Genomic DNA, 24,846 nt, shown 5'->3' on the forward strand with positions numbered 1-24,846 from the left:
AGTTGACGCATCAGCCCGTCCGGATGTGGCTCCGTCCGACATACCGCCGGGCCTCCGTCGCCCTCCGGGCTCCCGGGTGTGGCCTTTCGACACGACTCCTCACCCACCCATGGGGGTGGCCGCCATGGTTGCGGCGGCCCCCGCCCGGTGACGGTGGAGGGGCGCGGAGCCCGTCCGGCGGCAGCCACCCCAGCGGCGTGCCCGCCCGGTCCGGCCCAGGCAGGACCCCAGCCCGGCCTGGTACGGCCACGGGCTCCGCGCGGTTCCCGGGCCCGCCGGCCGTCCCTCCCCCGCTCCCCGTCGCCTCCTGCCCCGCTGCCCCCTCCCCTGCCCCGCCGTTCCGCCCCTCCCCTCTCCTCCCACTCCCCTCCTCCCACTCCCTCATGAGGTGATCCCTTGGACAAGGTCCTGGACTCCCCCGCCGACGCGGTCGGGGACATCCCCGACGGCGCGGTGCTGGCCGTCGGCGGCTTCGGCCTCTGCGGCATCCCGAGCACGCTGATCGGCGCCCTGGCCGACTCCGGCACCACCGGCCTGCGGGTGGTGTCGAACAACTGCGGGGTGGACGACTGGGGGCTGGGCCTGCTGCTGCGGGCCGGCCGGATCGCCCGGATGACCTCCTCGTACGTCGGGGAGAACAAGGAGTTCGCCCGGCAGTACCTCTCCGGCGAGCTGGAGGTGGAGCTGACCCCTCAGGGCACGCTGGCCGAGCGGCTGCGGGCGGGTGGCGCCGGCATCCCCGCGTTCTTCACCCCGGCCGGGGTCGGCACCCAGGTCGAGGAGGGCGGGCTGCCCTGGCGCTACGCGGCCGACGGCTCGGTGGCCCTGGCCTCCCCGCCGAAGGAGGTCCGGGAGTTCGGCGGCCGCCGGTACCTGCTGGAGGAGGCGATCACGGCGGACTTCGCACTGGTCCGGGCCGAGGTGGCGGACCGGCACGGCAACTGCGTGTTCCACGCCGCCGCCCGGAACTTCAACCCGCTCTGCGCGGCGGCGGGCCGGATCACCCTGGTCGAGGCGGACCGGATCGTCGAGCCCGGCGAGCTCCCCCCGGACGCGGTGCACCTGCCCGGGGTGTACGTCGACCGGGTGGTGGCCGCCGACCCCGAGGACCGCCGCATCGAGCGCCGCACCGTCCGCCCCGCACTCCAGGAGGCCTGACCCGATGCCCACCGAGACCGCCGCCCCCACCCCGGCACCCACCTCCGCCCGCACCTCCGCGTCCTCGCCCGCACCCGCCCCCGCCCTCGACCCCGCCCTCGACCCGCGCAACGCCCTGGCCGCCCGCGCCGCCCGCGAGTTGCGCGACGGCCAGTACGTGAACCTGGGCATCGGCCTGCCCACCCTGATCCCCAACCACCTCCCGCCGGGCGTCGAGGTGGTGCTGCACTCGGAGAACGGCATCCTCGGCGTCGGCCCGTACCCGGAGGAGGGCGCCGAGCACGCCGACCTGATCAACGCCGGGAAGGAGACGGTGACGGTCGCCCCCGGCGCCTCGTACTTCGACTCCGCCTTCTCCTTCGGCATGATCCGGGCCGGGCGGATCGACGTCTCGGTACTCGGCGCGATGCAGGTGTCGGCCACCGGGGACCTCGCCAACTGGATGATCCCCGGCAAGATGGTCAAGGGCATGGGCGGCGCGATGGACCTGGTGCACGGGGCCCGCCGACTGATCGTGGTGATGGAGCACACCGCCCGGGACGGCTCCCCGAAGATCGTCGACGAGCTGTCACTTCCGGCGACCGGTCGCGGAGTCGTGAACCGGATCGTCACCGACCTCGCGGTGATCGACGTGACCCCGGAGGGGCTGCGGGTAGTGGAGACGGCGCCGGGCGTGGACTTCGCGGAGGTCCGGGCCGCGACCGGCGCCGCCCTGCTGCCTCCGCGCTGACCGGCCCGACCCCGAGCGCAACGGCCGGATCGCCTGTGGGGCGGTCCGGCCGTTGCGCTGCCCCCACTCCCGCCCCCACTCCCGCCCCCACGACCGTGACCGCCCCCGTGACCGCCCCCGCGACCGTGACCGCCCCCGTGACCGCCCCCACAAGCGCCCCTCTCAACAGGCCTCCGCCGCCCCCGAGTTCCACGGATCGCCGCCCGGGCCCGGGCGAATTCACCGCAATAGCACCAACGCCCGCCGGACCGGCCGGGAACCGTGGCATCTTCATGCTTGGGCGGCGGCGATCTCCCGGATTGGTTGCGATCACCGGTGCACTCGGGGAGAGTTGATGAGGCCAAGGATCCCGGAGCGCCCGGAGGGGAAGCTGGAAAGTGCATCGGGATCCCGGATTCGAAGCCCCCGTACCGACGCGCGACAGAACCGGCGGAACCCGGCGAATGTCCTGGACGGCCCGAGAACTGCCTGAGAAGCGCAGTTCGCCCGGTCCCGTTCCAGCCGATTCCGGCCGGTTCCACCGAGTTCCACCCGGACGGCTCCGAGTCGAGGCAGGCCCACGCGAAGGCCGAGCGAGCCGAGCACGGAGCGAACTCCGGGGGGAGCAGCCATGACCACGCCGTTCTCGCGGCGAAAGGGCGCCGGAACGGTCGGCGGGCGAGGTGCCGGTCAGCTGGACGAGGCCGCCCTCAGTGCCGTTCCCGCACCCGAAGCCCCGTACGACTACGGCCACTTCAGTCGTCTCGCGGGCCCGGCGTACGACCCGGACGAGGACGACGAACTCGGTGGCGGCGTCTACTGGCCCGAACCGGCCGCACCGTACGGCCCCGCGTCGGCGAGCGGCCCGCACGACCCCGCTTCGGAGACCACCCCGTACGCCTCTCCCCCGTACGAGCCACCGCCCGCGGCCCCCTACCGCGTCCGGTACCGCAGCCTGCTGCGCCGCGAGCCGCACCGGATCCGCGCCGCGCTGCTGATGGTCGCCGCCCCGGTGGTGGAGGCGGTGCTGCTGGTCTGGCTGCTGCTGCCGGAGCACTGGCCCGAACGGCTGGACGAGACGAACGCCCTGGTGCTGCTCGGCGACAAGGTGATGATCGGCATCATCGCCGTCGTCGAGGTGTTCCGGCTGGTCAACGTCGTCTCCAACACCCATGCCACGCTGGTCGCCCGTGACCCGGTCCCGGTGACGCCGGTGCCCGGCACCCGGGTCGCCTTCCTCACCACCTGCGTGCCGGACAAGGAGCCGCCGGAGATGGTCCGGGCCACGCTGACCGCGGCCCGCGCCGTACGGCACAACGGACCCTACGACGTCTGGTTGTTGGACGAGGGAAACGATCCTGCAATGCGGGAGCTCTGCGCCGAGCTGGGCGTGCGGCACTTCAGCCGCGCCGGCCGGCCGCAGTGGAACCGGCCGAAGGGCAGGTTCCGCGCCGGCACCAAGCACGGCAACTACAACGCCTGGCTCCAGGCCCACGGCGACGACTACGAGTTCTGGGTGTCCGTGGACACCGACCACGTTCCGCTGCCGGACTTCTGCGAGCGGATGCTCGGCTACTTCCGCGACCCCGACGTGGCATTCGTGGTCGGCCCCCAGGTGTACGGGAACTACCGCAGTTCGGGCTCGGCCGTCACCAAATTCTCCGAGAGCCAGCAGTACCTCTTCCACGCCCTCGTCCAACGCGCCGGAAACCGTTACGGCGCGCCCATGTTCGTGGGCACCAACAACGCCGTCAGAATCAGCGCGCTCCAGTCGATCGGCGGGTTGTACGACTCCATCACCGAGGACATGGCGACCGGTCTGGAGTTCCACCGCAGCCGAAACCCGGAGACCGGGGAACGCTGGAAGTCCGTGTACACCCCGGACGTGCTCGCGGTCGGCGAAGGACCGTCCTCCTGGACCGACTTCTTCTCCCAGCAACTGCGCTGGAGCCGCGGCACCTACGAGACCCTCTTCACCCAGTACTGGCGGGTGCTGTGGCAGCTGTCCCCCGGGCGGCTGCTCAACTACACGCTGATGGTGGGCTTCTACCCGATGGCGGCGCTCACCTGGCTGCTCGGCGGCCTGTCCAGCGTCCTCTACCTGGGCTTCGGCGCATCGGGCGTGCACGTCTCCTCGGAGATCTGGATGATGCTCTACAGCGACGCCGCCGCGCTCCAGCTCCTGCTCTACACCTGGAACCGCAAGCACAACGTGAGCCCGCACGAGCCGGCCGGCTCCTCCGGGGTCGCCGGGATGGTGATGTCGGCGCTCTGCGGCCCGGTCTACGCGGCCTCGCTGCTCCAGTCGCTGCTGCGAGTGCGCAGCCGCTTCGTGGTGACGCCCAAGGGCCGCTCGGCCAGCGCCGACCGGCTCGGCACCTTCCGCTTCCACCTGTTCTGGACGCTGGTGTTCGGCGGCGCGATCATCGCCTCCTACGTCACCGGCTACGACCACGCCGCGATGCGCGCCTGGGCCTGGATCGCCCTGGTGCTCACCCTCCTGCCGGTCCTGATCACCGCCGGCGACGCCGTCCGCCGCCGCCGGACCCGCCCCACCGCCAACCTCACCGTCACCGGCGGCCCGACGGCCACCCCGACGGTCCTCCTGGAGAAGCGCCGCCCGCGCCACGCCCGCGACCCCCGGACCTCGCCGCCCGCACGCACGACACCAGACCCGTCGCCCACCCGGCCTGCACCCGACCGCCCCGCACCCGACCACGCCGGCAGCGGCACGTCCCCCCACTGACAGCACCCACGGACGCCCGCCCACCGAACAGAGCCCACCCCGAGCAGCCCCGGCCCCCAGCCCAGCCCAGCCCCAGCCGGCCCCGGCCCGGCACCCGACCGCCTCCCGAGGGGAGCACCCACCGTGAAGATCCACAAGGCCGGCCGCACCAAGCGCCTCGCCCTCGGCAGCACCGTCGCGCTGACCGTGGCCGGGATGAACGCGCCGGCCGTCCTCGGCTTCGCCTCCGAGCAGTACCACCACTACGTGATCAACCGCCCCGAGTACAAGGCGCAGTACGGCCACTGGCAGACCCTGTCGCTGCCCGCCGAGTTCCGGGTCAACGCCGTGCACGCGACCCTGCTGCGCACCGGCAAGGTCCTGATCGTGGCCGGCTCCGGCAACGACGAGAAGCAGTTCAACGCGGGCACCTTCAAGAGCCTGCTCTGGGACCCGGCCGCGAACACCTACAAGCTGGTCCCCACCCCCGCCGACATGTTCTGCGGCGGCCACACCTCGCTGCCGGACGGCCGCGTCCTGGTGGCCGGCGGCACCCAGCGCTACGAGAAACTGGCCGCCGCCGTGAAGAAGGCGGCCGGCATCATGCGGGTGCGCAACGAGAGCCCGGAGCGCGACCGGACCTTCCCCAAGGGCACCGTCTTCGTCGCCCCGAACGGCCACGAGTACGCCAGCACCGCCCCGGTGACCGTCCCGGCCGCGACCAAGACCGGCTCCGGCCGCGAGACCGTGGTCACCGCCGGCGAGCAGCGGGTGTACGTGGAGGCGGTCGGCCCGGGCCCGGACTACGTCTCCGACTCCCCCGCCCAGTACCGGATCAAGGGCCTGAGCGGCACCGACGCCCACAACCTGTACGGGCAGAACGAGAAGCTCACCCTGGACAAGCAGGAGTACCAGGGCATCCGCTCCGCCTTCGAGTTCAACCCGGACACCGAGCTCTACGAGCCGGTCACCGACATGGCCCACGCCCGCTGGTACCCGACGCTGACCGGGCTGGGCGACGGCCGGGTGGTCACCGTCTCCGGCCTGGACGACACCGGGGAGATCCTCGACGGCAACGACAACGAGGTCTACGACCCGAGGACCAAGTCCTGGTCCAAGGGCCCCGACCACTACTTCCCGACCTACCCGGCGATCTTCCTGACCACCTCCGGCAAGCTCTTCTACTCCGGCTCCAACGGCGGCTACGGCCCCGGCGACAAGGGCCGCGAGCCCGGCTTGTGGGACGTGTCGACCGGGGCCTTCCAGCCCGTCCCCGGCCTGCGCGACCCCAACCTCACCGAGACCTCCTCATCGGTGCTGCTGCCACCCGCGCAGGCGCAGAAGGTGATGGTGCTCGGCGGCGGTGGCGTCGGCGAGTCCCCGCTGTCCACGGCCCGCACCGACATCGCGGACCTGTCCTCCGCCGCGCCCGCCTTCACCCCGGGCCCGGACCTGCCGGCCGGCGGCACCCGCTACCTCAACAGCGTGATCCTCCCGGACGACACCGTCTTCACCACCGGCGGCTCCAGCGGCTACCGCGGCCGGGGCGACAGCGACCTGCTGAAGGCGCAGGTGTACCACCCGGACACCAACAGCTTCAGCACCGCCGCCGAGCCGGCCGTCGGCCGCGACTACCACTCCGAGGCGCTCCTGCTGCCGGACGGCCGGGTCGCCGTGCTGGGCTCCAACCCGCTCTTCGCCGACAAGGCCGAGACCCGGCCCGGCGGCTTCGAACAGCGCATCGAGATCTACACCCCGCCGTACCTGTACCACGGCGAACGCCCGCAGGTCGGTGCCGTTCCGCAGGCGGCCGGGCTCGGCGGCACGCTGGCCGTCGGCACCGCACGGCCGGAGGCGGTCGCCGGCGCCAAGCTGATCCGGCCGAGTTCGGTCACCCACGTGACGGACGTCGAACAGCGCTCGGTGGCCCTGGACATCGCCGGACGGACGGCGGACGGCGTCTCGCTGACCCTGCCCCGCAACCCCGACCTGCTGCCGCCGGGCTGGTACATGCTGTTCCTGACGGACGCCGCCGGCACCCCGTCGGTCGCCCGCTGGATCCAGGTCACCGCGTAGCCGCAACGGCCCGCGCCGTGCGGGCCCGGGCCGGCGCGGGCGGCCGGGACAGGCACACACGCGGGCCCGTGCCGCCGCTCCGTCACGCCCGGGCCGGCACGGGCGGCCTCAGCGCGCCGCCTGCGCCAGCCCGAGCGCGTACGGCAGCCAGAACTCGCCCGCCCGGGGCTCGCCCCGGCCGCAGTCGCCGTCCGACTCCCCCGGGTTCTTGATCCACAGGTAGGCGTCCACCCCGGGCCGGCCGGTCTCGGTGGTCGGCCGCTCGCCGAGCGCCCGCCCGGGCGGGTTGCACCAGGAGTCGCCGCCCAGGGCCCCGTTGCCGCTGCGGCTGGTGTCGATGACGAAGTTCTTCCCGCCCAGGGCCGCGGAGAGCCTGGCGCCGTACGCCGCGTTCCGCGCGGTGTCGTAGAAGTTGGCGACGTTCACGGCGAAGCCGTCCGCCGCCGCGATGCCCGACTTGCGCAGGGCGGTGGCCAGTTCCTCCGGGTCCTGCGCCCAGCCGGGGTTGCCCGCGTCCAGGTAGACCCGCGCGTTCGGGTTCTTCTTCAGCTCCTGGACGGCGAAGGCCAGCAGGCCGTACCGCTCGGCGGCCAGGTCGCCCTTGATCCCGCAGGTGTCCAGGGTGTGCGCGACGGCGTCCGGCTCCAGCACCACCCAGGCCTTGCGGTCGCCGAGGGCCTGGGCGACGCCGGTGATCCAGGCCCGGTAGGCGGCCGCGTCGGGGGCGCCGCCGGCCGAGTACTGGCCGCAGTCGCGGTGCGGGATGTCGTAGGCGACGAAGACCGCCGTCCGGCCCGCCTCGGCGGCCCGTCGGCTCACCTGCTCGGCGATCTCCCCGGCGCCCTGCTCGCCGAGCCACTGCGAGGAGGGCTGGGCGGCGATCCGCAGCAGTTCGTCGGCCTCCGCCGTCCGGCCCTGCCCGCGCAGCGCGGACACCTGGTGGGCGGCGTTGGTCCGATCGGAGACGTAGAAGGCCTGGCCGGGAAGCTGGGCGAAGCCCGCGCCCGCCGCCGCGCCATCGGCCGCACCCGCGGCGGACGGAGCGGACCCGGTTCGCCGCTCGCCGCCGTCCGACCCGCTGCAGCCGGACACGGCCGCCAGTACCACCCCGGCCAGCAGCGCCCCCACGGCCCCGCGCAACGCCCCTGCCCGCCCCAGCCCGTGCACGTACCGCTCCTCCCCGGGACCGGTCCGGCGACCGGTCGGCACCAGCTAAGCACACCCGGCACCGGTCGACGCCCACCGTCGGTGAACGCCAAGTGGCCGTGGGCGGACGGGACATCGAACCCGTCCGGTCCACGGCCACCGGCGCCCGGAAGTGCTCAGGAACGCGCGGCGGCGCTCCGGCGGGGGCTCACGCCTCCTTCAGGTTCGGCACCTGCCAGTCGATGGCCTCGCCGCCGAAGGAGTCCAGCGCCGCGTTGATCTGCGAGAACGGACGGCTGCCGAAGAACAGCTTCGCCGACAGCGGCGACGGGTGCGCCCCCTGCACCACCACGTGCTTGGCGGTGTCGATCAGCGGCAGCTTCTTCTTCGCGTAGTTGCCCCACAGCACGAAGACCACGGGCTCCTCGCGGTCGCTCACCGCCTTGATCACCGCGTCGGTGAACTTCTCCCAGCCCTTCGCCTTGTGCGAGTTGGCCTCGTGCGCGCGGACCGTGAGCACCGCGTTGAGCAGCAGCACACCCTGCTCGGCCCAGTGCATCAGGTAGCCGTTGTCCGGGGCGGGGATGCCCAGGTCGGCGTCCAGCTCCTTGAAGATGTTGCGCAGCGACGGCGGCGTCCTGGTGCCCGGCAGCACCGAGAAGCTCATGCCGTGGGCCTGCCCGTTGTCGTGGTACGGGTCCTGGCCGAGCACGAGCACCCGGACCTTGTCGTACGCGGTGGCGTCCAGCGCGGCGAACTCCTGGCCGCTCGGCGGGAACACCTCGTGCTCCGCGCGCTGGGCCGCCACGAAGGCCGCCAGCTCCGCGAAGTACGGCTTCTCCGTCTCGGCGCCCAGCACCCCGCGCCAGGACTCGGGCAGCTCCAGCCCGCCGCCCTCGCCGGCCTCGACCACGCCCGCCTCGACCGTGTCCGTCACGACATCTACCTCCAACACCGCGGCTGCTGCGCCGCACGCCCTCTTTCACCCCGAACGCTACACAGCCCCACCGACAACTCACGCCCCCGGAGCGGGTTCCGGGCTACGGCCGGCGCCCGCCCGCCCCTCCCCGGATACGCGGCGGCCCCGCCCCGGGTACGCAGCGCCCCCGCCGCGGATACGCAGCGGCCCCGCCCCGGCGACCGGCCGGAACGGGGCCCACGACAGCACCGCGGAGGTCAGACCAGCTCGACCAGGTCCGCGATCGACTGGACCACGCGGGTCGGCCGGTACGGGAACCGCTCCACGTCGGACGCGGCGGTCAGGCCGGTGAGCACCAGGATCGTCTCCATGCCGGCCTCCATGCCCGCGACGATGTCGGTGTCCATCCGGTCGCCGATCATCACCGCCGTCTCGGAGTGGGCGCCGGCGGTGTTCAGCGCCTCGCGCATCATCAGCGGGTTGGGCTTGCCGACGAAGTACGGCTCGACGCCGGTCGCCTTGGTGATCAGCGCCGCGACCGATCCGGTGGCCGGCAGCACGCCCTCCGGGGAGGGGCCGGTCTCGTCCGGGTTGGTGCAGATGAACCGGGCGCCCTGGTTGATCAGGCGGATCGCCTTGGTGAGCGCCTCGAAGGAGTAGGTGCGGGTCTCGCCGAGCACCACGTAGTCGGGGTTGTTGTCGGTCAGCACGTAACCGGCCTGGTACAGGGCGGTGGTGAGCCCCGCCTCGCCGATCACGTACGCCGTGCCGTTCGGCCGCTGGCTCTTGAGGAACTTGGCCGTGGCCAGGGCGGAGGTCCAGATGCACTCCTCCGGCACCTCCAGCCCCATCCCGGCCAGCCGGGCGCTGAGGTCGCGCGGAGTGTAGATGGAGTTGTTGGTGAGGACCAGGAACGGCTTGCCGGACTCCCGCAGCTTGCGCAGGAACTCCTCCGCCCCGGGAATCGGCGTGCCCTCGTGGATGAGGACCCCGTCCATGTCGGTCAGCCAGGACTCGATGGGCTTGCGGTCTGCCACGTGCGTTTCTCCCGAAGTGTTGCAGCGTCTTGCGTCGTACGAGGGCCCTGACCCGGCACAGCCTAATCCGCCCGGGTGCACGGGAACAGGACGTCCCGCCCACCGGACCGGCGCCGACCCGGCCTCCCGCACCCGCGTCACCTGCCGCTTCCACCGGCCCGACACCCACCCCGAGGCCCCACCCCGACACCCACCCCGATGGCCCTCCCGACGACCCTCCCGCCCGGGCGCCCTCCGTACTCCCCGGTGCCGTTCACCGAACCGGGAGCAATCAGGCACCTCGTGATTGAGTAGGCGCATGAACCCGAAGACGACCCCCGGCCCGTTCCGCGTCGGCCTGATCGGCTACGGCCTGGCCGGCTCCGCGTTCCACGCGCCGCTGATCGCCACCACCCCGGGGCTGCGGCTGGACGCCGTGGTCACCGCCAACCCGGACCGGCGCGCCCAGCTCGCGCGCGAGCACCCCGGCGCCCGCGCCGTGGACACGCCCGAGCAACTGCTCGCCGACCCGGACGCGCTCGACCTGGTCGTCATCGCCTCGCCCAACCGCACCCACGCGCCGCTCGCCCGCGCCGCGCTGCGGGCCGGCCTGGCCACCGTGGTGGACAAGCCGCTGGCCGGCACCGCCGCCGAGGCACGGGAGCTGTGCCGGCTCGCCGAGGAGCGGGGCGTCCTGCTCTCCGTCTTCCACAACCGGCGCTGGGACGGCGACTTCCTCACCGCGACCCGGCTGGTGCGCGGCGGCGCGCTCGGCCGGGTGCACCGCTTCGAGTCCCGTTTCGAGCGCTTCCGCCCCAAGCCCAAGCCGGGCTGGCGGGAGCTGGCCGACCCGGCCGAGGTCGGCGGCACGCTGTACGACCTGGGCAGCCACCTGGTCGACCAGGCGCTCACCCTGTTCGGCCCGGTCGAGACGGTGTACGCGGAGATCGACGTGCGGCGTGACGGCGCGGTGGTGGACGACGACGCCTTCCTCGCCCTCACCCACACCTGCGGCACCCGTTCGCACCTGTGGGCCAGCGCCGTCACCCCGCTGATCGGGCCCCGGCTGAGGGTCCTCGGCGACACCGCCGGCTACGCCAAGCCGGGCATGGACCCGCAGGAGGCCGACCTGCGGGCCGGCCTGCGCCCCGACGGCACCCACCCCTGGGGCGCCGACCGGCCCGCGCACTACGGCACCCTCGGCACCGACGAGTCCGCGATCTCGCTGCCCACCGACCCGGGCGACTACCCCGCCTTCTACACGGGCATCGCCGCCGCCCTGACCAACCCGGGCACCCCGCCCCCGGTCGACCCGCGCGACGCGGTGGCCGCCCTCGCCGTACTGGAGGCCGCCCGCACCTCCGCCGCGACCGGGACGGCGGTCCGCCCGGGCTGAGGAATGCCTCGCCGGAACCTGCCGCCCCCACGGACTCGCCTCCTACGATGAGCGGATGAGCAGTCAACGGGGGCGGCAGATCGGCGCCGACGAGCGTCGCGATCGCGAACGGGCGTGGTCCGCCGAACAGAAGAAGCGCGAGAGCGCGTGGACCGCGGAGTTCGAGGCGCGGCAGAAGGCGCAGCAGGCCGAGGCGTGCGAACGCGAGCTGGTCACCTCCATCGCCGCGAACCGGGCGGCCTGGGCGGAGGGCCGCCGAACCGGAGCCGACGCCCTCGGCTACATCGACGTCACCGGGCCCGACGCCGTGACCGTACGGATCGCGGTGGTGTGGCTCGGGCGGTTCAGGGCGACCCGGAAGCGGCTGAACGACTACAACCCGTTCCGGAACGTCGATCCGGGCAGCGGCGAAGGACTGATCGTCCTCGTTCCGTACGCCGTGCTCGTGGGCCTGGACTCCGGGCTCCGCTGGCTCGTCCTGCAGCTGCTCGGCCGCCCGCTCTGGGCCGTCGCCGCCAAGGCGGGGAGCGACCGGGACAAGCGCGGGGGCAACACCGTCCTGCTGCGCACCCGGGACCGGGCGGTGGCACTGCGGCACGCGGCCGCCCTGGCCGACCGGGTCGAGCAGGAGGGGGCCGCCGCCCTCACACCCCGATGACCTCCACCGCCGAGCCCAGCCCCCGGAAGTCCGCGACGTTGCGGGTGTACAGCGGCAGCCCGTGGGCCGAGGCGACCGCGGCGATCATCAGGTCTATCCGGCGCGGGCGCGGCTGCCGCCCGGCGGCGATGGTGAGGGTGACCAGCGTCCCGTAGCGGGCGGCGGCCGCCGCGTCGAAGGGCAGCGGGTCGAAATCCGCCATCGCCGCGCCCAGCACTTCCAGCCGGGCCGCCCGGCTGGCCGGGTCCCGGGCCATCGACACGCCCTGCTGCAGCTCGGCGAAGGTGATCGCGGTCAGCTCCGGCATCGCCGGCAGGTCGGACGCGTTGAGCAGCGCCAGGTCGATGTAGACGCAGGTGTCCAGCACCCCGGCCGGCCGCCTCCGGGACGCCCTGCGGCGCTCAGCCACGCCGCCGCTCGAACGGGTCGTCTCCCTCGTCCCCGACCAGTTCCTCGGGCCCGAAGTACTCCTCGGCCTCCTTGCGCATCTGCTGGTAGTCCACCCGCGGCAGCTTCACGTGCCGCGCCACCAGCTCCTCCGCCGTGAGCCGCCGACGCCCGGACACCGGCCGCAGCTCGGCGACCTCGACCCCGTTCCTGGTGATGTGGAAGGTCTCGCCCGCCTCCACCGCGTCCATCACCGCGGCGGAGTTGTTCCGGAACTCCCGCTGGGTAATCGTCTTCACCCTTCCAAAGTAGCCCCGCGTAGCCCCGCCGGCTACACCCCGAACGGCCCCCGCCCGTTCCCCGAAACCCGCCCCCGCCCGCGCCCGATCGGCTAGGTTCGACCACCGATCATTCGAACAGAGGGGGGCTTCTGTCGTGTCCGGAACCAGCGAGAAGGACCTGAATCCCTGGCTCTACGGCCAGGACGCGCCACCACCACAGGATCCGTTCACCCCGCCCCGCACGGCCGGGCCCTGGACGGGCGCCGCGGGCCCGTCCGTCCTGGTCCAGCCGGCCGTGCTCCAGCAGGCCGCCGGTGAATCGCGGCGGATACGGGGTGAGCTGCAGTTCTCGGTCGGCCGCGTCGAACCCGACACCGCCGCGGCGGTCCAGGCTCTGGCCGGCGGATTCGCCAGCGGACCCGCGCTGTCGCAGGCGCTCACCTGGTGGAAGGCCCGCTGGACCAGCCTCGACAACCGGCTCGGCCTGACCTCGGACCGCCTCGACGCCACCGCACGCGGCTACCGGGCGGCCGACGGCTCCGCCGCGGCCGGCTTCAAGGGGCCGTGAACCATGGTGACCTTCGCCCTGCTCCGCCACGCTTCCTTCGCCTCCCTCGACCATGCGGGCGGCACCTGGAACGGCGTCTCCGGCCACCTGGAGCACCTCGCCGGCCAGCTGCGGTCCGGTGTGCTCCATCCCCTCTCGGGAGGCGGCGGCCCGTACGCGTCCCCGGCCGCCGGAAGCCGGCCCTGGACCGGCGCGGCCGCCGATGAGGCCGTACGGGAGATCGGCTTCCTGGCCGACGAGCTGCACGCGTTCCACTACGAGGCGCTGGCCGTCGCCGCCGCGCTGCACCGTGCCCGGAAGGCCTTCACCGAGGCCCAGCAGAAGCTGCTGCGAGCGATCGGCGATGCCGAGGGCCTGGGCGCCACCGTGGCCGACGACGGCACAGTCACCCTGCCCGACCTGCCGCCCGAGGAGCGAAACGACCCCGAGGCGATCGCCTACCGGAAGCGGAAGTGGGACGAACTGCAGCACCACGTCCAGGACATGACCGCGGCACTGACGGCGGCCACCGAGGCCGACAACGCCGTGGCCGCGGCCCTGCGCGCGCTCGACCCGGAGGAGGTCGACCCGGCGACGCATCCGGACGGGGCCGCCAACGCCCTGAGCGATCTGGAGACGGCCATGGGCATGCCCACCGATCCCGCGGCACGGAAGGCCTGGTGGGCCGCGCTCGACCCCGCGCTACGGGCCGGGCTGCTCTCGGCCGATGCGGACAACCTGATCAAGGCAGGGGTCCTGGGACCGACCGACTACGAGTGGAGGGCACCGAACGACGGCGCCGGGCCGTACCACGTCCGTGAGCCCGGCGTTGAGGACTACGCGATCCAGGCGGAGGCCTACGCACTGGTCGCGGGCGGCACCGTCTTCCAGAACGAGGACGCGGCGCGTCACATGCTGCACTACCTCGACAACACCGGGGAGCCCCTCACCGTGGACGTGGACCGCATGCTGCGCGACGATCCCGCGTTCCGTTCACACATCGACAAGCTCCTGACCGACAGGGAGGCGGAGTGGCGACAGACCGCGCTCGATGCCTACCAGAAGGCCGGTGGCTCGCCGGTCGCCATCCCCGTGGAAACGCAGCGCAATCGAGACAACGACTTCACGTTCGACGGAAGGCAACAGCCAGCCTGGTTCCACGCGATCGGCAGCCAGGGCTGCGTCGTCTCCGGCGTCGTCACGGTGAATCCCGGTCCCGACGGGAAGCCCGTGGTATCGACTCGCTACCAGGTCAACGTGTGGGACCGCTACAACTGGGACAAAGGCAAGTCGACCGACATCGCGGGGACGAACGTCACGGACGCCGACATGGCGAAGCTGCACCAGGCGGGCCTGGCCCAGGAATACGACATCAGCGGGCGAAGCACCCCGATGACCTGGGCCGGAAGCGGTGGTGCCCCCGTGCGGCCGGCGGGTTCCGGTGAGCGGAGTACCGACCGTGAAGGCACTGTCACCGACCCGGGAAGGGAGACCCGATGAGACGGCGCCGGGTGCTGCTGGGGGTGTTGCTCCTGCCGCTGGTGCTGGTCGCCTGCGTGGTGGGAGCGCGGCTCTGGGTGCGGGACCTTGAGCGGAACCCTCCGCCGAACAGCGGGCGGCCCGGGTCGTGGATGACGGTCTCCCTGGAGCAGGTCACGGAGTTCTCACGGGTTCGGCCACCCGCGTCGGCAAGTGAGGTGCGGTGGTCGTACCTGAGGGGGTTCCAGGACGATCTGGCGTTCCTCTCGTTCCGGCTGCCGCCGGGTGCGGAGCAAGGGTTCCTGGCGGAGCTGGGGATCGCGATGACGCCGGGCTCCACCACCGGCTTCGGCTCCTACACTCCGGAGGGGTTCCGTCAGGCCGGGGTGCCGGACCCGGCAGGCGCGGGCCCGCTGCTGCACGGCTCCTTCATCGCCGAACCACTGCCGGGGCACAGCAAGCGCCTCGCGGAGTCCGTGTGGCTGGCGACGGAGGCGGACGGGGGCACGCGGGTGTGGGCGGAGGCGGCGGACGCGCCGTAGGGGATTTCCCCGATGGAGCGGGAACCCGGTGCGCCGTAGGATCGTCCTGCTGGTACGTCAGGAAGCCGATGGAGCACCGGGAGGGGGAGCGCGCCGTGGCCGTCGTCGCGATGCTGCTGGGCCTGCTCCGGGTGCTGACCGGGGAGTTGGTGGCCGACAGCGGGACGCTGGCGTCGGTGGCCGCCGTCGCGGCCGTGGCGCTGGTGGCCGGGGCGGTCGCCGGGGCGCTGGCCGGGGCGCGGATGCTGGGGGCGCGGGCGCCGGCGGCGGTGCGCAGCGGGGTGCTGCGGCGTCGGGCGTTCGGTACGGCGTTCCTTCCGCAGCGTGATCCGGACGCCCGGGGCAGGCGACGCCCGAGGGCGCCGGGGGCGGCCCTGGCGGCCGCGTGAACCCCCTTCTTCCGTAGGCAGTTCTTCGCAGCCGTCCTCCGCCGTTCACTCATTCCTGAGACCCCGGAGGGCTCGCTCCACCATGTCCGTACTCGCCGTTCTCGACCCGGCCGTCGCCCTGGCGCACGCCGTCGTCGCCGCTGTCGCCCATCTGGTGCCGACCGCGCTCGCCATCGTCCTGTTCACCGTCGCCGTCCGGCTGGCGCTGCACCCGCTGGCGCGGGCGGCGGCGCGCGGGGAGAAGGCCCGGGCGCGGCTGGCGCCGAAGGTCGCCGCGCTGCAGAGGAAGCACAAGGACCGGCCGGAGCGGCTGCGGGAGGCGCTGGCCGAGATGTATCGGAAGGAGCAGGTGTCGCCGTTCGCGGGGTGTCTGCCGCTGCTGGTGCAGGTGCCGTTCTTCTCGGTGATGTACCGCCTGTTCACCACGCCGAACGATCTGCTGGACCACACCCTGTTCGGTGTGCCGCTGGGCCTGCACGTCACGGGTGCGCACGGCGCCGGGCAGTGGGCGGTGTTCGGGGTGCTGTTCGCCGGGCTGGCGGCGGTCGGGTTCGTCAACTTCCGCCGGGCCCGACGCACGGCCGCGACCGCAGCCGCGACGGTGACGGCGCAGCCCGCCCCGCAGCCGGGGGTGGGACTGCTGCCGTACCTGTCGTTCGGGTCGGTGCTGTTCGCGGCGCTGGTGCCGGTGGCCGCCGTGCTGTACCTGCTGACGGCCGGTGTCTGGTCGGCCGCCGAGCGGGCCTGGCTGTACCGGGACGGCACGCCGGTGCCGTCGGCCGCGCTGCTGGCCTGACGGGTGATGACCCGACGGGCGATGACCTGACGGCCCGGTCGTCAGAAGTGGCGCAGCAGCTCGGGGAAGGTCCCGAGCTGCAGCGTCGCCTCGTCCGGGCCGAGTTCCGCGTGCTCCAGCACCCAGGTGTGCTCGTGCGGGATGAAGACGGTGCGCAGGCCGGCCCGGCGGGCGGGGGCGATGTCGGACTTGGGCGAGTTGCCGATCATCCAGGTCCGGCCGGGATCGAGGCCGAGGTCGGCGGTGAGCTGCCGGTAGGTGTCGACCGACTTCTCGGCGACGATGTGGATACCGCGGAAGTGGTGGTCGATGGTCGACTCGGTCACCTTGCGCCGCTGTTCGCCCTGGTCGCCCTTGGTGAGCAGCAGCAGGTGGTGGCGGTCGGCGAGGGCGGCCAGGGTGTCGGCGACGCCGGGGATCAGTTCGACGTCGCGGCTGGTCAGCGGGGTGAGCAGGGCGTCGATCCGGGCCTGCTCGGCGGCCGTGGGGGTGCGGCTGTTGAGCTGCTCCAGGCAGTCGGCGAGGCTCTGCCGGAAGACGGTGGCGCCGTAGCCGAGGGTGGCGGAGTTGGCGGCCTCGATCCGGTTCAGCAGGGCCCTGGTGCGCTCCTGCTCGGCCGGGGTGGTGGTGACCCAGTCAAGGAAGCCGTCGATGACCCGCTCGAAGAGGACGTTGTTCTCCCAGAGCGTGTCGTCGGCGTCGAAGATCAGGGTCTGGTCGGTGTGCATCATCCGGTGGTCTCCAGGGGAAGTCGGTCGGGCGGCAGGGAACGGCGGCACGGAACGGCGGCGGGGAACGGCGGCGGTGGAGGCCGGTCAGGCGGGCGGCAGCAGCCGGGCGGCGCGGTGGAGGGTCTCGCGGAGGTTCTCCTCGGTGGTCCGCCGCCCGGCCTCCTCGACGGTGAGCCACTCCAGCGGGGACGCCGGGTTCTCCGGCCGGGCCTGCTCCGGGGTTTCGGTGGCCAGCAGGAAGCGCAGGTCGGCGTGCTCGTGGGCGGGTTCGGCGGGCGAGGCGGGGACGGGCACCACGGCGAGGTGGACGAGGGCGGGGCCGGGCCAGGGGGTGAGGTCGGTCAGGCCGGTCTCCTCCAGGCCTTCGCGCAGGGCGATGTCCAGCGGCCGGGTCTCCCCCGGGTCGCCGTGGCCGCCGACGTGCAGCCAGGCCTGCTGGCGGACGTGCCAGCGCAGCAGGACGCGGCGGGTCGGCGGGTGGACGATCAGGGCGGAGGCGGTGAAGTGCAGCGGGAAGGTGCTTCTGTTCCAGGCGTCGGCGACGCCGAGGAGGCGGCGGGCCCGCTCGTGGTCGGCGGTCTCCACCGGGCCCTGCGGGCGGTGGTCGTCCAGCAGTCGGGCCAGGTCGGGGCTCTGTGACGGGCTGCCCGTGGTCACCATGGGTCTGCGCTCCTCGTTCCGTTCCGGGAGACCGTGCGGGCCGCGCGGACCGCGTCAACCGGCGTGCGGGAGCGGGAGGTCGGGGCGGGCGTTCGGCCCCGGGGCTTCGGGTTCCGGCGAACCCGCGCAGCCTAGCCCGGGGGCGCTCGGGCGGCCCACCGGTTTTCCCCGCCGCCCGCGCGGGGCCACCGACGCCCGCACGGGCCGCACGCACGCGCCCACCGCCGCCCGCGCGGGCCCGTACCCGGCCGGGCCGCACCCGGCCCGCGGACGTCCGCGGCAGACGTTCCCCCGGAGGACACCTCCCGTACCGCCGGCGGCATACCGGCTGGTCCGGGCGTTTCCCCGGAGGCCGTAGCCTGTGGTGATCGTTTCGGGACAGGTGGAGGGATGTCGTCATGGTGGCTGCTCCGGCGCTCGCCGAGCTGCGCGAGGTGTGCCAGCCGCAGGCCAAGCTTCAGAGCCGCAACGGCGAGCACTGGGCGGGCCGGCTGTACATGCGGGCCGTCTCGCTGCGGACCACCCGGCAGCTGGTGCGCACCTCGGTGTCGCCGAACACCCTCACCTGGGTGATGGTGGTGTGCGGGGTCGGTGGCGGCGCGGCCCTGCTGATCCCGGGCGTGACCGGCGCGGCGCTGGCCGTCGTGCTGTTCCAGCTGTTCCTGCTGTTCGACTGCGTGGACGGCGAAGTGGCGCGCTGGAAGCGCCAGTTCAGCATGGCCGGGGTGTACGTGGACCGGCTCGGCGCCTACCTGGCGGACGCCGCGCTGATGATCGGCGCGGGCGTACGGGCGGCGCGCGGCGGCTCGGAGCTGTGGGTGTCGGCGGGGCTGGCGGCCGCGCTGGGCGTGGTGCTGCTCAAGGCCTCGACGGACCTGGTGGACGTGGCCCGGGCCCGCAGCGGGCAGCTTCCGGCCACCGAGGAGTCGACGCAGCCGCGCTCCCAGGGCATCGCGACGGCCCGCAAGGTCGCCTCGCTGTTCAAGATCCACCGGGTGACGAACGGCATCGAGGCCTCGCTGGTGCTGCTGGCGGCGGCCGTGGTGGACGCCGGGCTCGGCAACCTGGACGCCACCCGGTGGACGCTCGCGGGCATCACGGTGATCACCTGGGGCATGGTGGTCGCGCACCTGGCGTCGATCCTGTCCTCCTCGCGGCTGCGCTGAGCGGCCGGGGCGCACCCGCGGCGGGTTGACGCGCCCCTCCCCCGCCGGGGGAGGCTCCGGCGCCGAGCCCGTCGCCGGGCGGACGCGGCGGGCCGCCACTACCGCCGCCGCGACGCCGCCGCCGCGCGAGGTCGTGCCGGACTTCTCGGCGACCGGTCGGCCCGGACGGATCCCAGGAACCACCCCCCTCTTCGGAACCAGTCGGACTACATATGCAGTCCATCGACATATACAGTCGTCCGACAGTCCGACAGAAGGGGGCACTCCCATGCCACCCCGCACGACGACCCGGCCGCACCCTCCCCGGCCCGCCCAGGACCGCCCCGCCCCGGCCCTGCTCGCCACCGCCCGCGCCGCCGCCGTCCGGACGGCCGCCACCCGGCCCGCCGCCGTGCTGCTCGCCGGCTACCTCGCCGAGCTGCTGTTCCGGCTCGTCCTCGTCCGGTCCATGAGCTTCCCGTCGGTCCACCCCGACGAGGACTCCTACCTCGCCCTGGCCCGGGTGCTGGCCGGCGGCTCGGCCACCGAGATCCCGGTCGGCGTGGTCGTCCCCGGCGGCTACCCCCTGCTGATATCCCCCGCCCTGCGCCTGGCCGACGACCCGGCGACCGCCTACCACCTGGTCATGGGCGTCAACGCCGCCGTCAACGCGCTGGTCTTCCCGCTCGCCTACGTCGCACTGCGCCGCCTCGGCCTGAACCGCCGCCGCTCGTACGCCTTCGGCGCCGCGACCGCGCTGCTGCCGCCGGTGGTCTTCTACTCGCAGTTCGTGATGACCGACGCCGTGCTGCCCGTCCTGGTGCTCGCCTGGCTGCTCTGCCTGCACGGCTGGCTGGCCGACGGCCCGCTGCGGCGCCGCACCTGGCACGCCGTCGGGGCGGGGGCGTCGGCCGGTTGCGCGATGGCGGTGCACGACCGCGGCGGCGTGGTGGTCGCACTGACCGCCGCCGTCCTCCTCGGCGTCCTGCTGCTGCGCCGGGCGCCGTGGCGCGCCACGGCGCCCGGGCTCGCGGCGCTCGGCCTCGGCGTGCTCGGCGCCGAGCTGCTGTCGGCCTGGCTGCACGCGCAGTTCACCGTCCCGGACAGCGATGTCGGCGGCTCCCTCTGGAAGGGCCTGACCGATCCGGCGATCACCCTGCAGACCCTCGCCCGGGCCGCCGGTCAGGTCTGGTACTTCATCGCCTCCACCTGGGGCATCGGCGGACTCGCCGTCGTCGCCTGCCTGGGCGCGGTGTTCGACCGCCGCCCGCCGCGGGCGCTGCGGATCACCGGCGGCGTGCTGGTGGCGCTGCTGTTCGGCACGGCCCTGGCCGCCTCCGCCGCGCTGCCGCTGGACGGCCGGGTCGACGACTGGGTGTACGCCCGCTACACCTCCTACCTCGTCCCGGCGGCCTTCGTGGCGGGCGTCGCGGTGCTCGCCGGGTACGGGCGCCGGGCACTGGTCCGGACGGCGGCGGTGGCGGCCGGGCTCGTCCTGCTGCTCGCCGGGGTCGTGGCGCTGGAGGCCGGCGAGCGGCTGCACACGTCGATGTTCATCCCCTGGACCCTGCCCGACGTCTCGTTCCTGGCCGCGGACTGGGGCCGGATCGACCTGCCCCGCACCTGCGCCGCCGTGGTGTTCGCGCTCGGCACGGCGGTGCTGGTCCGCAACAGCGGGGGGCGCCGGGTGCTCGGGGCGCTCGGCGTATCGCTGGCGCTGTTCGCCGCCTTCGCGACCTCGACGATCACCGCGCAGGTCGCCCGGCCGCACGCGGTGGGGCGCGAGGGCCTGGCGACCGGCTTCACCCGCGCCTCCGGGATCACCGCGGACGACAACGTGGTGTTCGCCTGGGATGTCGACTGGTCGCTGCGCGCCGCCCAGACCTTCGAGGTCTACCGCGGTCGGGTCTGGTTCCGTGACCCCCGCTGGCAGCCCGTCCCGGCGGAGGCGAACGTCATGGTCCTCCCGCTGCCCGGGGCGGGGAGGCCGCCGGAGGCCTACTGGCCCGGGCACCCCGCCGACTGGTACGTCGAGCGGGTCGACGCCGGGCAGAACTGGGCCGTCTGGCACCGGCGTTGAGCGGGCGCCGGACGCCCGGGACCGGGCAGGCACCGAAGACCCGACGCCGGACAGGCGTCGAGCGCACCCCGGCCGCTAGCCCGCCGTACGGGCGTGCGCGGCGAGCACGGTGTCGAGCAGGCCGGGGAAGCGCCGCTCCAGGTCGACGGTGCGCAGGGCGGAGAAGCGCCGGTTGGCCTCCTCGCGCTGGGCGATCAGGCCGGACTCGCGCAGCACCTTGAAGTGGTGGCTCAGGGTGGAGGGCGCGACGTCCACCGGGAAGGTGCCGCAGGCCCGCTCGGACTCGGTGCGCAGGATGCGGACGATGGTCATCCGGGTGGGGTCGGAGAGCGCGTGCAGGACGTCGAAGAGGTCGATCTCCTCGGTCGCGGGGTGCGCGAGCGCCGGTCGGCGGCGGGTGCTGCGGGGCATGGGTCGACCTCTCCGATCTGCGATGTTCGACATCCATGGAAACGGCGTGGTACCACTGACCCGCACCAACTTCGTCGTTCGTCGAACATCGTAGTCGAGGGGGACCGACATGCGCGCACTGGTGATGACCGCACCCGGTGGAGCCGAGAACTCGCAGATCCAGGAGATCGCGGCGCCGCACCCCGGACCGGGGCGGGTGGCGATCGACGTCGCCTACGCCGGACTGAACTTCGTGGACGTGATGACCCGCCGCGGGGACGCCGCGTACGCCGCCGACTGGCCGTACCTGCCCGGCAAGGAGGTCTCCGGCACGGTCCGCGCGCTCGGCGCGGGCGTCACCGGACTGGCGGTGGGCGACCGCGTGGTCGCCGCGCCGGTCGGCGCCGGCCTGGCCGAGGTGGTGGTCGCGGAGGCCGCGCTCACCGTGCCGCTCCCGGACGGGGTGGCGCTGCGCGAGGCCGCCGCCGTCCCGCTGGGCCTGGCCACCTCGGTGCTGCTGCTGACCGACGCGGGCCGTTTCGCCGCCGGGGACACCGTCCTCGTCCACTCGGCGGGCGGCGGGATCGGCAACGCCGTCGCCCGACTCGTCCCGCTGCTCGGCGGCGGCCGGCTGATCGGCACGGTCGGCCGGCCGGAGAAGGCCGCGGCGGCGATCGCCTCCGGCTACGACCACGCCTTCGCCCGTACCGACGAAGCGGCCGAGGCGATTCGCGCCGCCGCCGGCGGCCGGGGCGTCGACCTGGTGCTCGACCCGCTGGGCACCGCGGCGCTCGACCTCGACCTCGCCGTGGCGGCGCCCGGCGCGCGGATCGTGCTGTTCGGCAACGCGGGCGGCGGCACCGTCGCCGACCTGCCCCCGCTCGGCCGTCTGATGGCGGGCAACCTGACCGTCACCGGCTTCAGCCACCGCGGCCTGGCCGCCACCGCCCCCGAGCGGCTGGCCCGCGCCATCCGCCGGGTCCTCGACCTGCTCGCCGACGGGGGCCTCGAACTGCCGGTCACCGAACTGCCCGGCCTCGACGCTGTCCCGGCCGCCCACGACGCCATGCAGGACGGGCTGGCGACCGGCAAGTACGTGGTGCGCGTCGGCGGCTGAGTCCGGGGGCCGGAGAATCCGCATGACGCTCCGTGCCCGGTCTGTTTGACTCACCGCCATGAGTACCTCGAACGTCCTTCCGGTCCTGCGCACCACCAACCGGTGGGTCGCCTACGACGCCGCCCGGCGGCTGCTGGGCATCACCGTGCACCGGCGCTCGACGGAGGCGAACGCGTACGCGGACGAGCTCACGGCGGCGGAGGCCCGGCGGCTGTTCGAGGCCTTTCCCGACCACGTGTACCCGGGCGGCCAGGAGCGGCCCGTCGGGACCGACGAGCTCCGACGACTGTTGGCGGCGGGCGGTCCCCGGGTGGACGCACTGGCCCCGTTCGCGTTCCATCTGGACGAGCGGCCCGTCGGGTCGATCGAGGACAGGTTCCTCGCCCTCCTCGGTTCCTCGCCCGCTTCACTGTCCTGGAAAGGCTTCGCCTGGCCGGCCGCCCCTGAACTCGGCCTCGACGTCCGCGCCAAGGACGCCGGCGTCCAGATCGCCCTCAGCAGCGACAACGTCGACTTCGACCGGCCCGCGGACGACCACACCCTGTTCATCCACTTCCGTCAGGGCGACGTCGAGCGCGCCGAGTGGCTGGCCCGGCAGGTCGGGCTGGCACCCGTCGGGCCGGTGGCGCCGGGCTGGTAGTCCCCGGGCATAGCCCCCGCCCGGTCGGCGTTGGGCCGGGCATGACCAAGAATTCTGGTGATCGGCGCAACCGGCAGTGTGGGCAGGCACGTTGTGGCCTCGCTGGTCGAAGGCGGCCACGCGGTACGGGCGTTGGTGCGCGATGCCGCGAAGACCGTACTGCCCGCGGGGGTCGAGGCCGTCCAGGGCGATCTGACGGAGCCCGAGAGCCTGGGGCCGGCGCTGGCCGGCGGGGTGGAGGCGGTGTACCTGATGTGGCCCGGGCTGCCCGTGCGGCCCCGGGTGGTGGAGCTGATCGCCCGGCACGCCCGGCGGGTCGTCTACCTGTCGGCGGACGTGGCGGACCTCGCCGACGACGAGCCGGCCGCGATCTTCCACCAGGAGATCGAGCGGCTGATCCGGCACTCGGGCCTGGACTGGGCCTTCGTCCGGGCGATCGACTTCGCGGGCAATCTGCTGGCCTGGGCCGATCAGGTGCGGGAGGGCGTGGTCCGCTGGCCGTACGGGCGGGCGCGGCGCTCGCTGGTGCACGAGCGGGACATCGCGGACGTCGCGGTGCGGGCGCTCACCGAGGACGGGCACGAGGGCGCCAGGTACGTGGTCACCGGCCCGGAGTCGCTCTCGCACGCCGAGCTGGCCGGGATCATCGGCGAGGAGCTGGGCGTCACGGTGCGGTGGGAGGAGTTGCCGCCGGAGACGGCCCGCGAGCAGCTGACGGCGGCCTGGGGGAACGCGGCGTTCGTGGACGCCCGGCTCCTCGCCTGGGAGTCGTTCACGCGGGAGCCGGAGCGGGTGACCGGCACCGTGCAGGAGGTGCTCGGGCGTCCGCCGCGCGACGTCCGCGACTGGGTGCGGGATCACGCGGCGGACTTCCGGTAGCCCGGCGGCCGTGTGCCGTGCCGTCGGGCCGTCGGGCCGTCGGGCCGTCGGGCCGCACCGTGGGACGTCAGTAGCGGACGGCCTTGACCACCACGGGCGTCAACGGCTGGTCGGCCGGCTGCCGGCTGAAGGCGACGGGCTGGGCCTTGCCGTTCGCCGGGACGTTCTCGGCGCCGACGATCGAGCTGTCCACGGCCTTGCCGCTGGAGTCGGTGAAGTCGACCTGGACCGCGTAGGAGGCCGCGTTGGGCCCCGGGTTCTGGATCGTCACGATTACCGCGTGCAGGCCGCCGGTGCTCTGCCGGGAGAGGCCGGTGATGGTGACGTCGTTCAGCGCGTTGCCGCCGTCCGTCACCCCGCTCAGCACCGAGGCGGCCTTCTCCCGGGTCGCCGCCTGCTGCGCCGACACGGACGCCTGGAAGGCGGACGCCGCCGCGGAGAGGGAGGCGGCGGCTTCGGAGGCGGCCGCCGACGCCGAGACCCCCGCGGCCGACGCCGAGGCCAGCAGCGACTGCGCGGCGGAAGCGATGGCGGAGGGCGGCTCGCCGGAGAAGGCGCTGGCGTTGGGCAGGGTGGCGGACGGCGAGCCGGTCGACGTGCCCGACGAGCTGCTGCAGGCCACCAGCACGACGGCACCGGACGCCGCCGCGATCAGCGCGATCGTGCGCTGCGGGGTCCAGCTCCGGCCGGGTCGCCGGTCGCCGCCCCGGGAACGGCCGAGCGGCGGACGCCCCGGCAGCGGACGGTGGCCGGGGCCGTGGCTGGGGGGACTGTGGAGTTCACGCACCGAGGATCCCTCTCCTGGTCGGTGTTCGGCGGCCGAGGGGCCCGTACGTCCCCATGCTTGGCAACATCGCGCTCCACAGCGACAGCTCCTGACCCGTCCGAGTGGGCGGGGCCGCGCACGGGCGGTGCGTCGCGGCCCCGGACGGGTCGGGCGCGGCGAGCCCGGACGGAAGCCGGACCGGGCCCGCGGGAGG

General features: G+C 73.9%; 25 protein-coding genes. 16 read left to right on the forward strand and 9 right to left on the reverse strand.

From position 1 onward, the window contains the following. Positions 1-396: 396 nt before the first annotated feature. The 4 genes from ACZ6EM_RS17990 to glxA all read left to right on the forward strand — a co-directional run bounded on the left by ACZ6EM_RS17990 (position 397) and on the right by glxA (position 6,668). Entirely contained in the window at positions 397-1,158 is a 762-nt protein-coding gene (locus ACZ6EM_RS17990; protein WP_359901863.1) for a CoA transferase subunit A, read from the forward strand. Positions 1,159-1,162: 4 nt separating this feature from the next. After that, complete coding sequence (locus tag ACZ6EM_RS17995; protein WP_465772734.1) at positions 1,163-1,888, forward strand: 3-oxoacid CoA-transferase subunit B; 726 nt, start codon at positions 1,163-1,165, stop codon at positions 1,886-1,888. Positions 1,889-2,498: 610 nt separating this feature from the next. Further along, positions 2,499-4,613, forward strand: coding sequence for a glycosyltransferase family 2 protein (locus tag ACZ6EM_RS18000; RefSeq protein WP_465772735.1), 2,115 nt, complete (start codon positions 2,499-2,501; stop codon positions 4,611-4,613). A 123-nt stretch (positions 4,614-4,736) separates the two neighbouring features. Continuing rightward, positions 4,737-6,668 carry a radical copper oxidase GlxA gene (gene glxA / locus ACZ6EM_RS18005; protein ID WP_465772736.1) on the forward strand — a complete coding sequence of 644 codons (1,932 nt, stop codon included), beginning with the start codon at positions 4,737-4,739 and terminating at the stop codon, positions 6,666-6,668. A gap of 108 nt (positions 6,669-6,776) precedes the next feature. Here the strand turns inward: glxA and ACZ6EM_RS18010 are convergent, their stop codons facing one another. The 3 genes from ACZ6EM_RS18010 to ACZ6EM_RS18020 all read right to left on the reverse strand — a co-directional run bounded on the left by ACZ6EM_RS18010 (position 6,777) and on the right by ACZ6EM_RS18020 (position 9,770). Beyond that, positions 6,777-7,835 carry a glycoside hydrolase family 6 protein gene (locus tag ACZ6EM_RS18010; RefSeq protein ID WP_452178326.1) on the reverse strand — a complete coding sequence of 353 codons (1,059 nt, stop codon included), beginning with the start codon at positions 7,833-7,835 and terminating at the stop codon, positions 6,777-6,779. Positions 7,836-8,022: 187 nt separating this feature from the next. Next, positions 8,023-8,751, reverse strand: coding sequence for a uracil-DNA glycosylase (locus ACZ6EM_RS18015; RefSeq protein ID WP_401055519.1), 729 nt, complete (start codon positions 8,749-8,751; stop codon positions 8,023-8,025). Positions 8,752-8,990: 239 nt separating this feature from the next. Beyond that, the gene (locus ACZ6EM_RS18020; RefSeq protein ID WP_387691752.1) at positions 8,991-9,770 is read right to left on the reverse strand and encodes an HAD-IIA family hydrolase; all 780 of its coding nucleotides are present in this window, start codon (positions 9,768-9,770) and stop codon (positions 8,991-8,993) included. A gap of 298 nt (positions 9,771-10,068) precedes the next feature. On the opposite strand from ACZ6EM_RS18020, the gene ACZ6EM_RS18025 reads away from it, so the two are divergent. Then, a complete protein-coding gene (locus tag ACZ6EM_RS18025) occupies positions 10,069-11,145 on the forward strand; it encodes a Gfo/Idh/MocA family oxidoreductase (RefSeq protein ID WP_465772737.1) in 1,077 nt (358 codons plus the stop codon). Between the two features lie 55 nt (positions 11,146-11,200). Further along, positions 11,201-11,803, forward strand: coding sequence for a hypothetical protein (locus tag ACZ6EM_RS18030; protein WP_401052568.1), 603 nt, complete (start codon positions 11,201-11,203; stop codon positions 11,801-11,803). Here the strand turns inward: ACZ6EM_RS18030 and ACZ6EM_RS18035 are convergent. Beyond that, positions 11,790-12,170: a PIN domain-containing protein gene (locus ACZ6EM_RS18035; protein ID WP_465772738.1), complete on the reverse strand. Its 381-nt coding sequence runs from the start codon at positions 12,168-12,170 to the stop codon at positions 11,790-11,792. The genes ACZ6EM_RS18030 and ACZ6EM_RS18035 overlap by 14 nt on opposite strands. Positions 12,171-12,204: 34 nt before the next feature. Next, the gene (locus tag ACZ6EM_RS18040; RefSeq protein WP_063349249.1) at positions 12,205-12,489 is read right to left on the reverse strand and encodes a type II toxin-antitoxin system Phd/YefM family antitoxin; all 285 of its coding nucleotides are present in this window, start codon (positions 12,487-12,489) and stop codon (positions 12,205-12,207) included. Between the two features lie 136 nt (positions 12,490-12,625). On the opposite strand from ACZ6EM_RS18040, the gene ACZ6EM_RS18045 reads away from it, so the two are divergent. From ACZ6EM_RS18045 to ACZ6EM_RS18065, 5 genes are all read left to right on the forward strand, one after another. Beyond that, complete coding sequence (locus ACZ6EM_RS18045) at positions 12,626-13,039, forward strand: hypothetical protein (RefSeq protein ID WP_465772739.1); 414 nt, start codon at positions 12,626-12,628, stop codon at positions 13,037-13,039. Between the two features lie 3 nt (positions 13,040-13,042). Beyond that, positions 13,043-14,518, forward strand: a complete 1,476-nt coding sequence (locus ACZ6EM_RS18050) for a hypothetical protein (protein ID WP_465772740.1) — start codon at positions 13,043-13,045, stop codon at positions 14,516-14,518. After that, positions 14,515-15,039, forward strand: coding sequence for a hypothetical protein (locus ACZ6EM_RS18055; protein ID WP_465772741.1), 525 nt, complete (start codon positions 14,515-14,517; stop codon positions 15,037-15,039). The genes ACZ6EM_RS18050 and ACZ6EM_RS18055 overlap by 4 nt, the downstream gene beginning before the upstream one ends. Before the next feature lie 68 nt (positions 15,040-15,107). Further along, the gene (locus ACZ6EM_RS18060) at positions 15,108-15,428 is read left to right on the forward strand and encodes a DUF6412 domain-containing protein (RefSeq protein WP_401052564.1); all 321 of its coding nucleotides are present in this window, start codon (positions 15,108-15,110) and stop codon (positions 15,426-15,428) included. Between the two features lie 82 nt (positions 15,429-15,510). Continuing rightward, on the forward strand, positions 15,511-16,224 hold the full coding sequence (locus ACZ6EM_RS18065; protein ID WP_465772742.1) for a YidC/Oxa1 family membrane protein insertase: 714 nt from the start codon (positions 15,511-15,513) through the stop codon (positions 16,222-16,224). Positions 16,225-16,265: 41 nt separating this feature from the next. Here ACZ6EM_RS18065 and ACZ6EM_RS18070 read toward each other — a convergent pair whose 3' ends face one another. Further along, positions 16,266-16,955: an HAD family hydrolase gene (locus ACZ6EM_RS18070; RefSeq protein WP_465772743.1), complete on the reverse strand. Its 690-nt coding sequence runs from the start codon at positions 16,953-16,955 to the stop codon at positions 16,266-16,268. An 84-nt stretch (positions 16,956-17,039) separates the two neighbouring features. Then, complete coding sequence (locus tag ACZ6EM_RS18075) at positions 17,040-17,615, reverse strand: NUDIX hydrolase (protein ID WP_452178321.1); 576 nt, start codon at positions 17,613-17,615, stop codon at positions 17,040-17,042. Between the two features lie 398 nt (positions 17,616-18,013). Between ACZ6EM_RS18075 and ACZ6EM_RS18080 the strand changes: the two genes are divergently transcribed. Together ACZ6EM_RS18080 and ACZ6EM_RS18085 are read left to right on the forward strand one after the other, a co-directional pair. Next, the gene (locus tag ACZ6EM_RS18080; protein WP_359901911.1) at positions 18,014-18,781 is read left to right on the forward strand and encodes a CDP-alcohol phosphatidyltransferase family protein; all 768 of its coding nucleotides are present in this window, start codon (positions 18,014-18,016) and stop codon (positions 18,779-18,781) included. A 268-nt stretch (positions 18,782-19,049) separates the two neighbouring features. Next, positions 19,050-20,840, forward strand: a complete 1,791-nt coding sequence (locus tag ACZ6EM_RS18085; RefSeq protein ID WP_465772744.1) for a hypothetical protein — start codon at positions 19,050-19,052, stop codon at positions 20,838-20,840. A gap of 75 nt (positions 20,841-20,915) precedes the next feature. Here the strand turns inward: ACZ6EM_RS18085 and ACZ6EM_RS18090 are convergent, their stop codons facing one another. After that, positions 20,916-21,251, reverse strand: a complete 336-nt coding sequence (locus tag ACZ6EM_RS18090) for an ArsR/SmtB family transcription factor (RefSeq protein WP_401044962.1) — start codon at positions 21,249-21,251, stop codon at positions 20,916-20,918. Positions 21,252-21,360: 109 nt separating this feature from the next. On the opposite strand from ACZ6EM_RS18090, the gene ACZ6EM_RS18095 reads away from it, so the two are divergent. The 3 genes from ACZ6EM_RS18095 to ACZ6EM_RS18105 are packed head-to-tail and all read left to right on the forward strand — an operon-like array spanning position 21,361 to position 23,866. Then, positions 21,361-22,347, forward strand: a complete 987-nt coding sequence (locus ACZ6EM_RS18095; protein ID WP_465772745.1) for a quinone oxidoreductase family protein — start codon at positions 21,361-21,363, stop codon at positions 22,345-22,347. 58 nt (positions 22,348-22,405) lie between these two features. Next, complete coding sequence (locus ACZ6EM_RS18100; RefSeq protein WP_452178319.1) at positions 22,406-22,987, forward strand: hypothetical protein; 582 nt, start codon at positions 22,406-22,408, stop codon at positions 22,985-22,987. Positions 22,988-23,044: 57 nt separating this feature from the next. Beyond that, positions 23,045-23,866 carry an NmrA family NAD(P)-binding protein gene (locus tag ACZ6EM_RS18105; RefSeq protein WP_465772746.1) on the forward strand — a complete coding sequence of 274 codons (822 nt, stop codon included), beginning with the start codon at positions 23,045-23,047 and terminating at the stop codon, positions 23,864-23,866. 67 nt (positions 23,867-23,933) lie between these two features. Here the strand turns inward: ACZ6EM_RS18105 and ACZ6EM_RS18110 are convergent, their stop codons facing one another. Further along, positions 23,934-24,653, reverse strand: coding sequence for a hypothetical protein (locus ACZ6EM_RS18110; RefSeq protein WP_401044950.1), 720 nt, complete (start codon positions 24,651-24,653; stop codon positions 23,934-23,936). Positions 24,654-24,846 lie beyond the last annotated feature (193 nt).

The organism is Kitasatospora sp. NPDC041917, from assembly GCF_055589745.1.

Excerpts from the sequence above, each read along its gene's own strand:
- ACZ6EM_RS18080 (WP_359901911.1), top strand. The coding sequence starts at position 18,014 with ATGGTGGCTGCTCCGGCGCTCGCCGAGCTGCGCGAGGTGTGCCAGCCG.
- ACZ6EM_RS18090 (WP_401044962.1), bottom strand. The coding sequence starts at position 21,251 with ATGCCCCGCAGCACCCGCCGCCGACCGGCGCTCGCGCACCCCGCGACC.
- ACZ6EM_RS18075 (WP_452178321.1), bottom strand. The coding sequence starts at position 17,615 with ATGGTGACCACGGGCAGCCCGTCACAGAGCCCCGACCTGGCCCGACTG.
- ACZ6EM_RS18070 (WP_465772743.1), bottom strand. The coding sequence starts at position 16,955 with ATGATGCACACCGACCAGACCCTGATCTTCGACGCCGACGACACGCTC.
- ACZ6EM_RS18000 (WP_465772735.1), top strand. The coding sequence starts at position 2,499 with ATGACCACGCCGTTCTCGCGGCGAAAGGGCGCCGGAACGGTCGGCGGG.
- ACZ6EM_RS18050 (WP_465772740.1), top strand. The coding sequence starts at position 13,043 with ATGGTGACCTTCGCCCTGCTCCGCCACGCTTCCTTCGCCTCCCTCGAC.
- ACZ6EM_RS18065 (WP_465772742.1), top strand. The coding sequence starts at position 15,511 with ATGTCCGTACTCGCCGTTCTCGACCCGGCCGTCGCCCTGGCGCACGCC.
- ACZ6EM_RS17995 (WP_465772734.1), top strand. The coding sequence starts at position 1,163 with ATGCCCACCGAGACCGCCGCCCCCACCCCGGCACCCACCTCCGCCCGC.
- ACZ6EM_RS18055 (WP_465772741.1), top strand. The coding sequence starts at position 14,515 with ATGAGACGGCGCCGGGTGCTGCTGGGGGTGTTGCTCCTGCCGCTGGTG.
- ACZ6EM_RS18025 (WP_465772737.1), top strand. The coding sequence starts at position 10,069 with ATGAACCCGAAGACGACCCCCGGCCCGTTCCGCGTCGGCCTGATCGGC.
- ACZ6EM_RS18030 (WP_401052568.1), top strand. The coding sequence starts at position 11,201 with ATGAGCAGTCAACGGGGGCGGCAGATCGGCGCCGACGAGCGTCGCGAT.
- ACZ6EM_RS18060 (WP_401052564.1), top strand. The coding sequence starts at position 15,108 with ATGGAGCACCGGGAGGGGGAGCGCGCCGTGGCCGTCGTCGCGATGCTG.
- ACZ6EM_RS18095 (WP_465772745.1), top strand. The coding sequence starts at position 21,361 with ATGCGCGCACTGGTGATGACCGCACCCGGTGGAGCCGAGAACTCGCAG.
- ACZ6EM_RS18085 (WP_465772744.1), top strand. The coding sequence starts at position 19,050 with ATGCCACCCCGCACGACGACCCGGCCGCACCCTCCCCGGCCCGCCCAG.
- ACZ6EM_RS18100 (WP_452178319.1), top strand. The coding sequence starts at position 22,406 with ATGAGTACCTCGAACGTCCTTCCGGTCCTGCGCACCACCAACCGGTGG.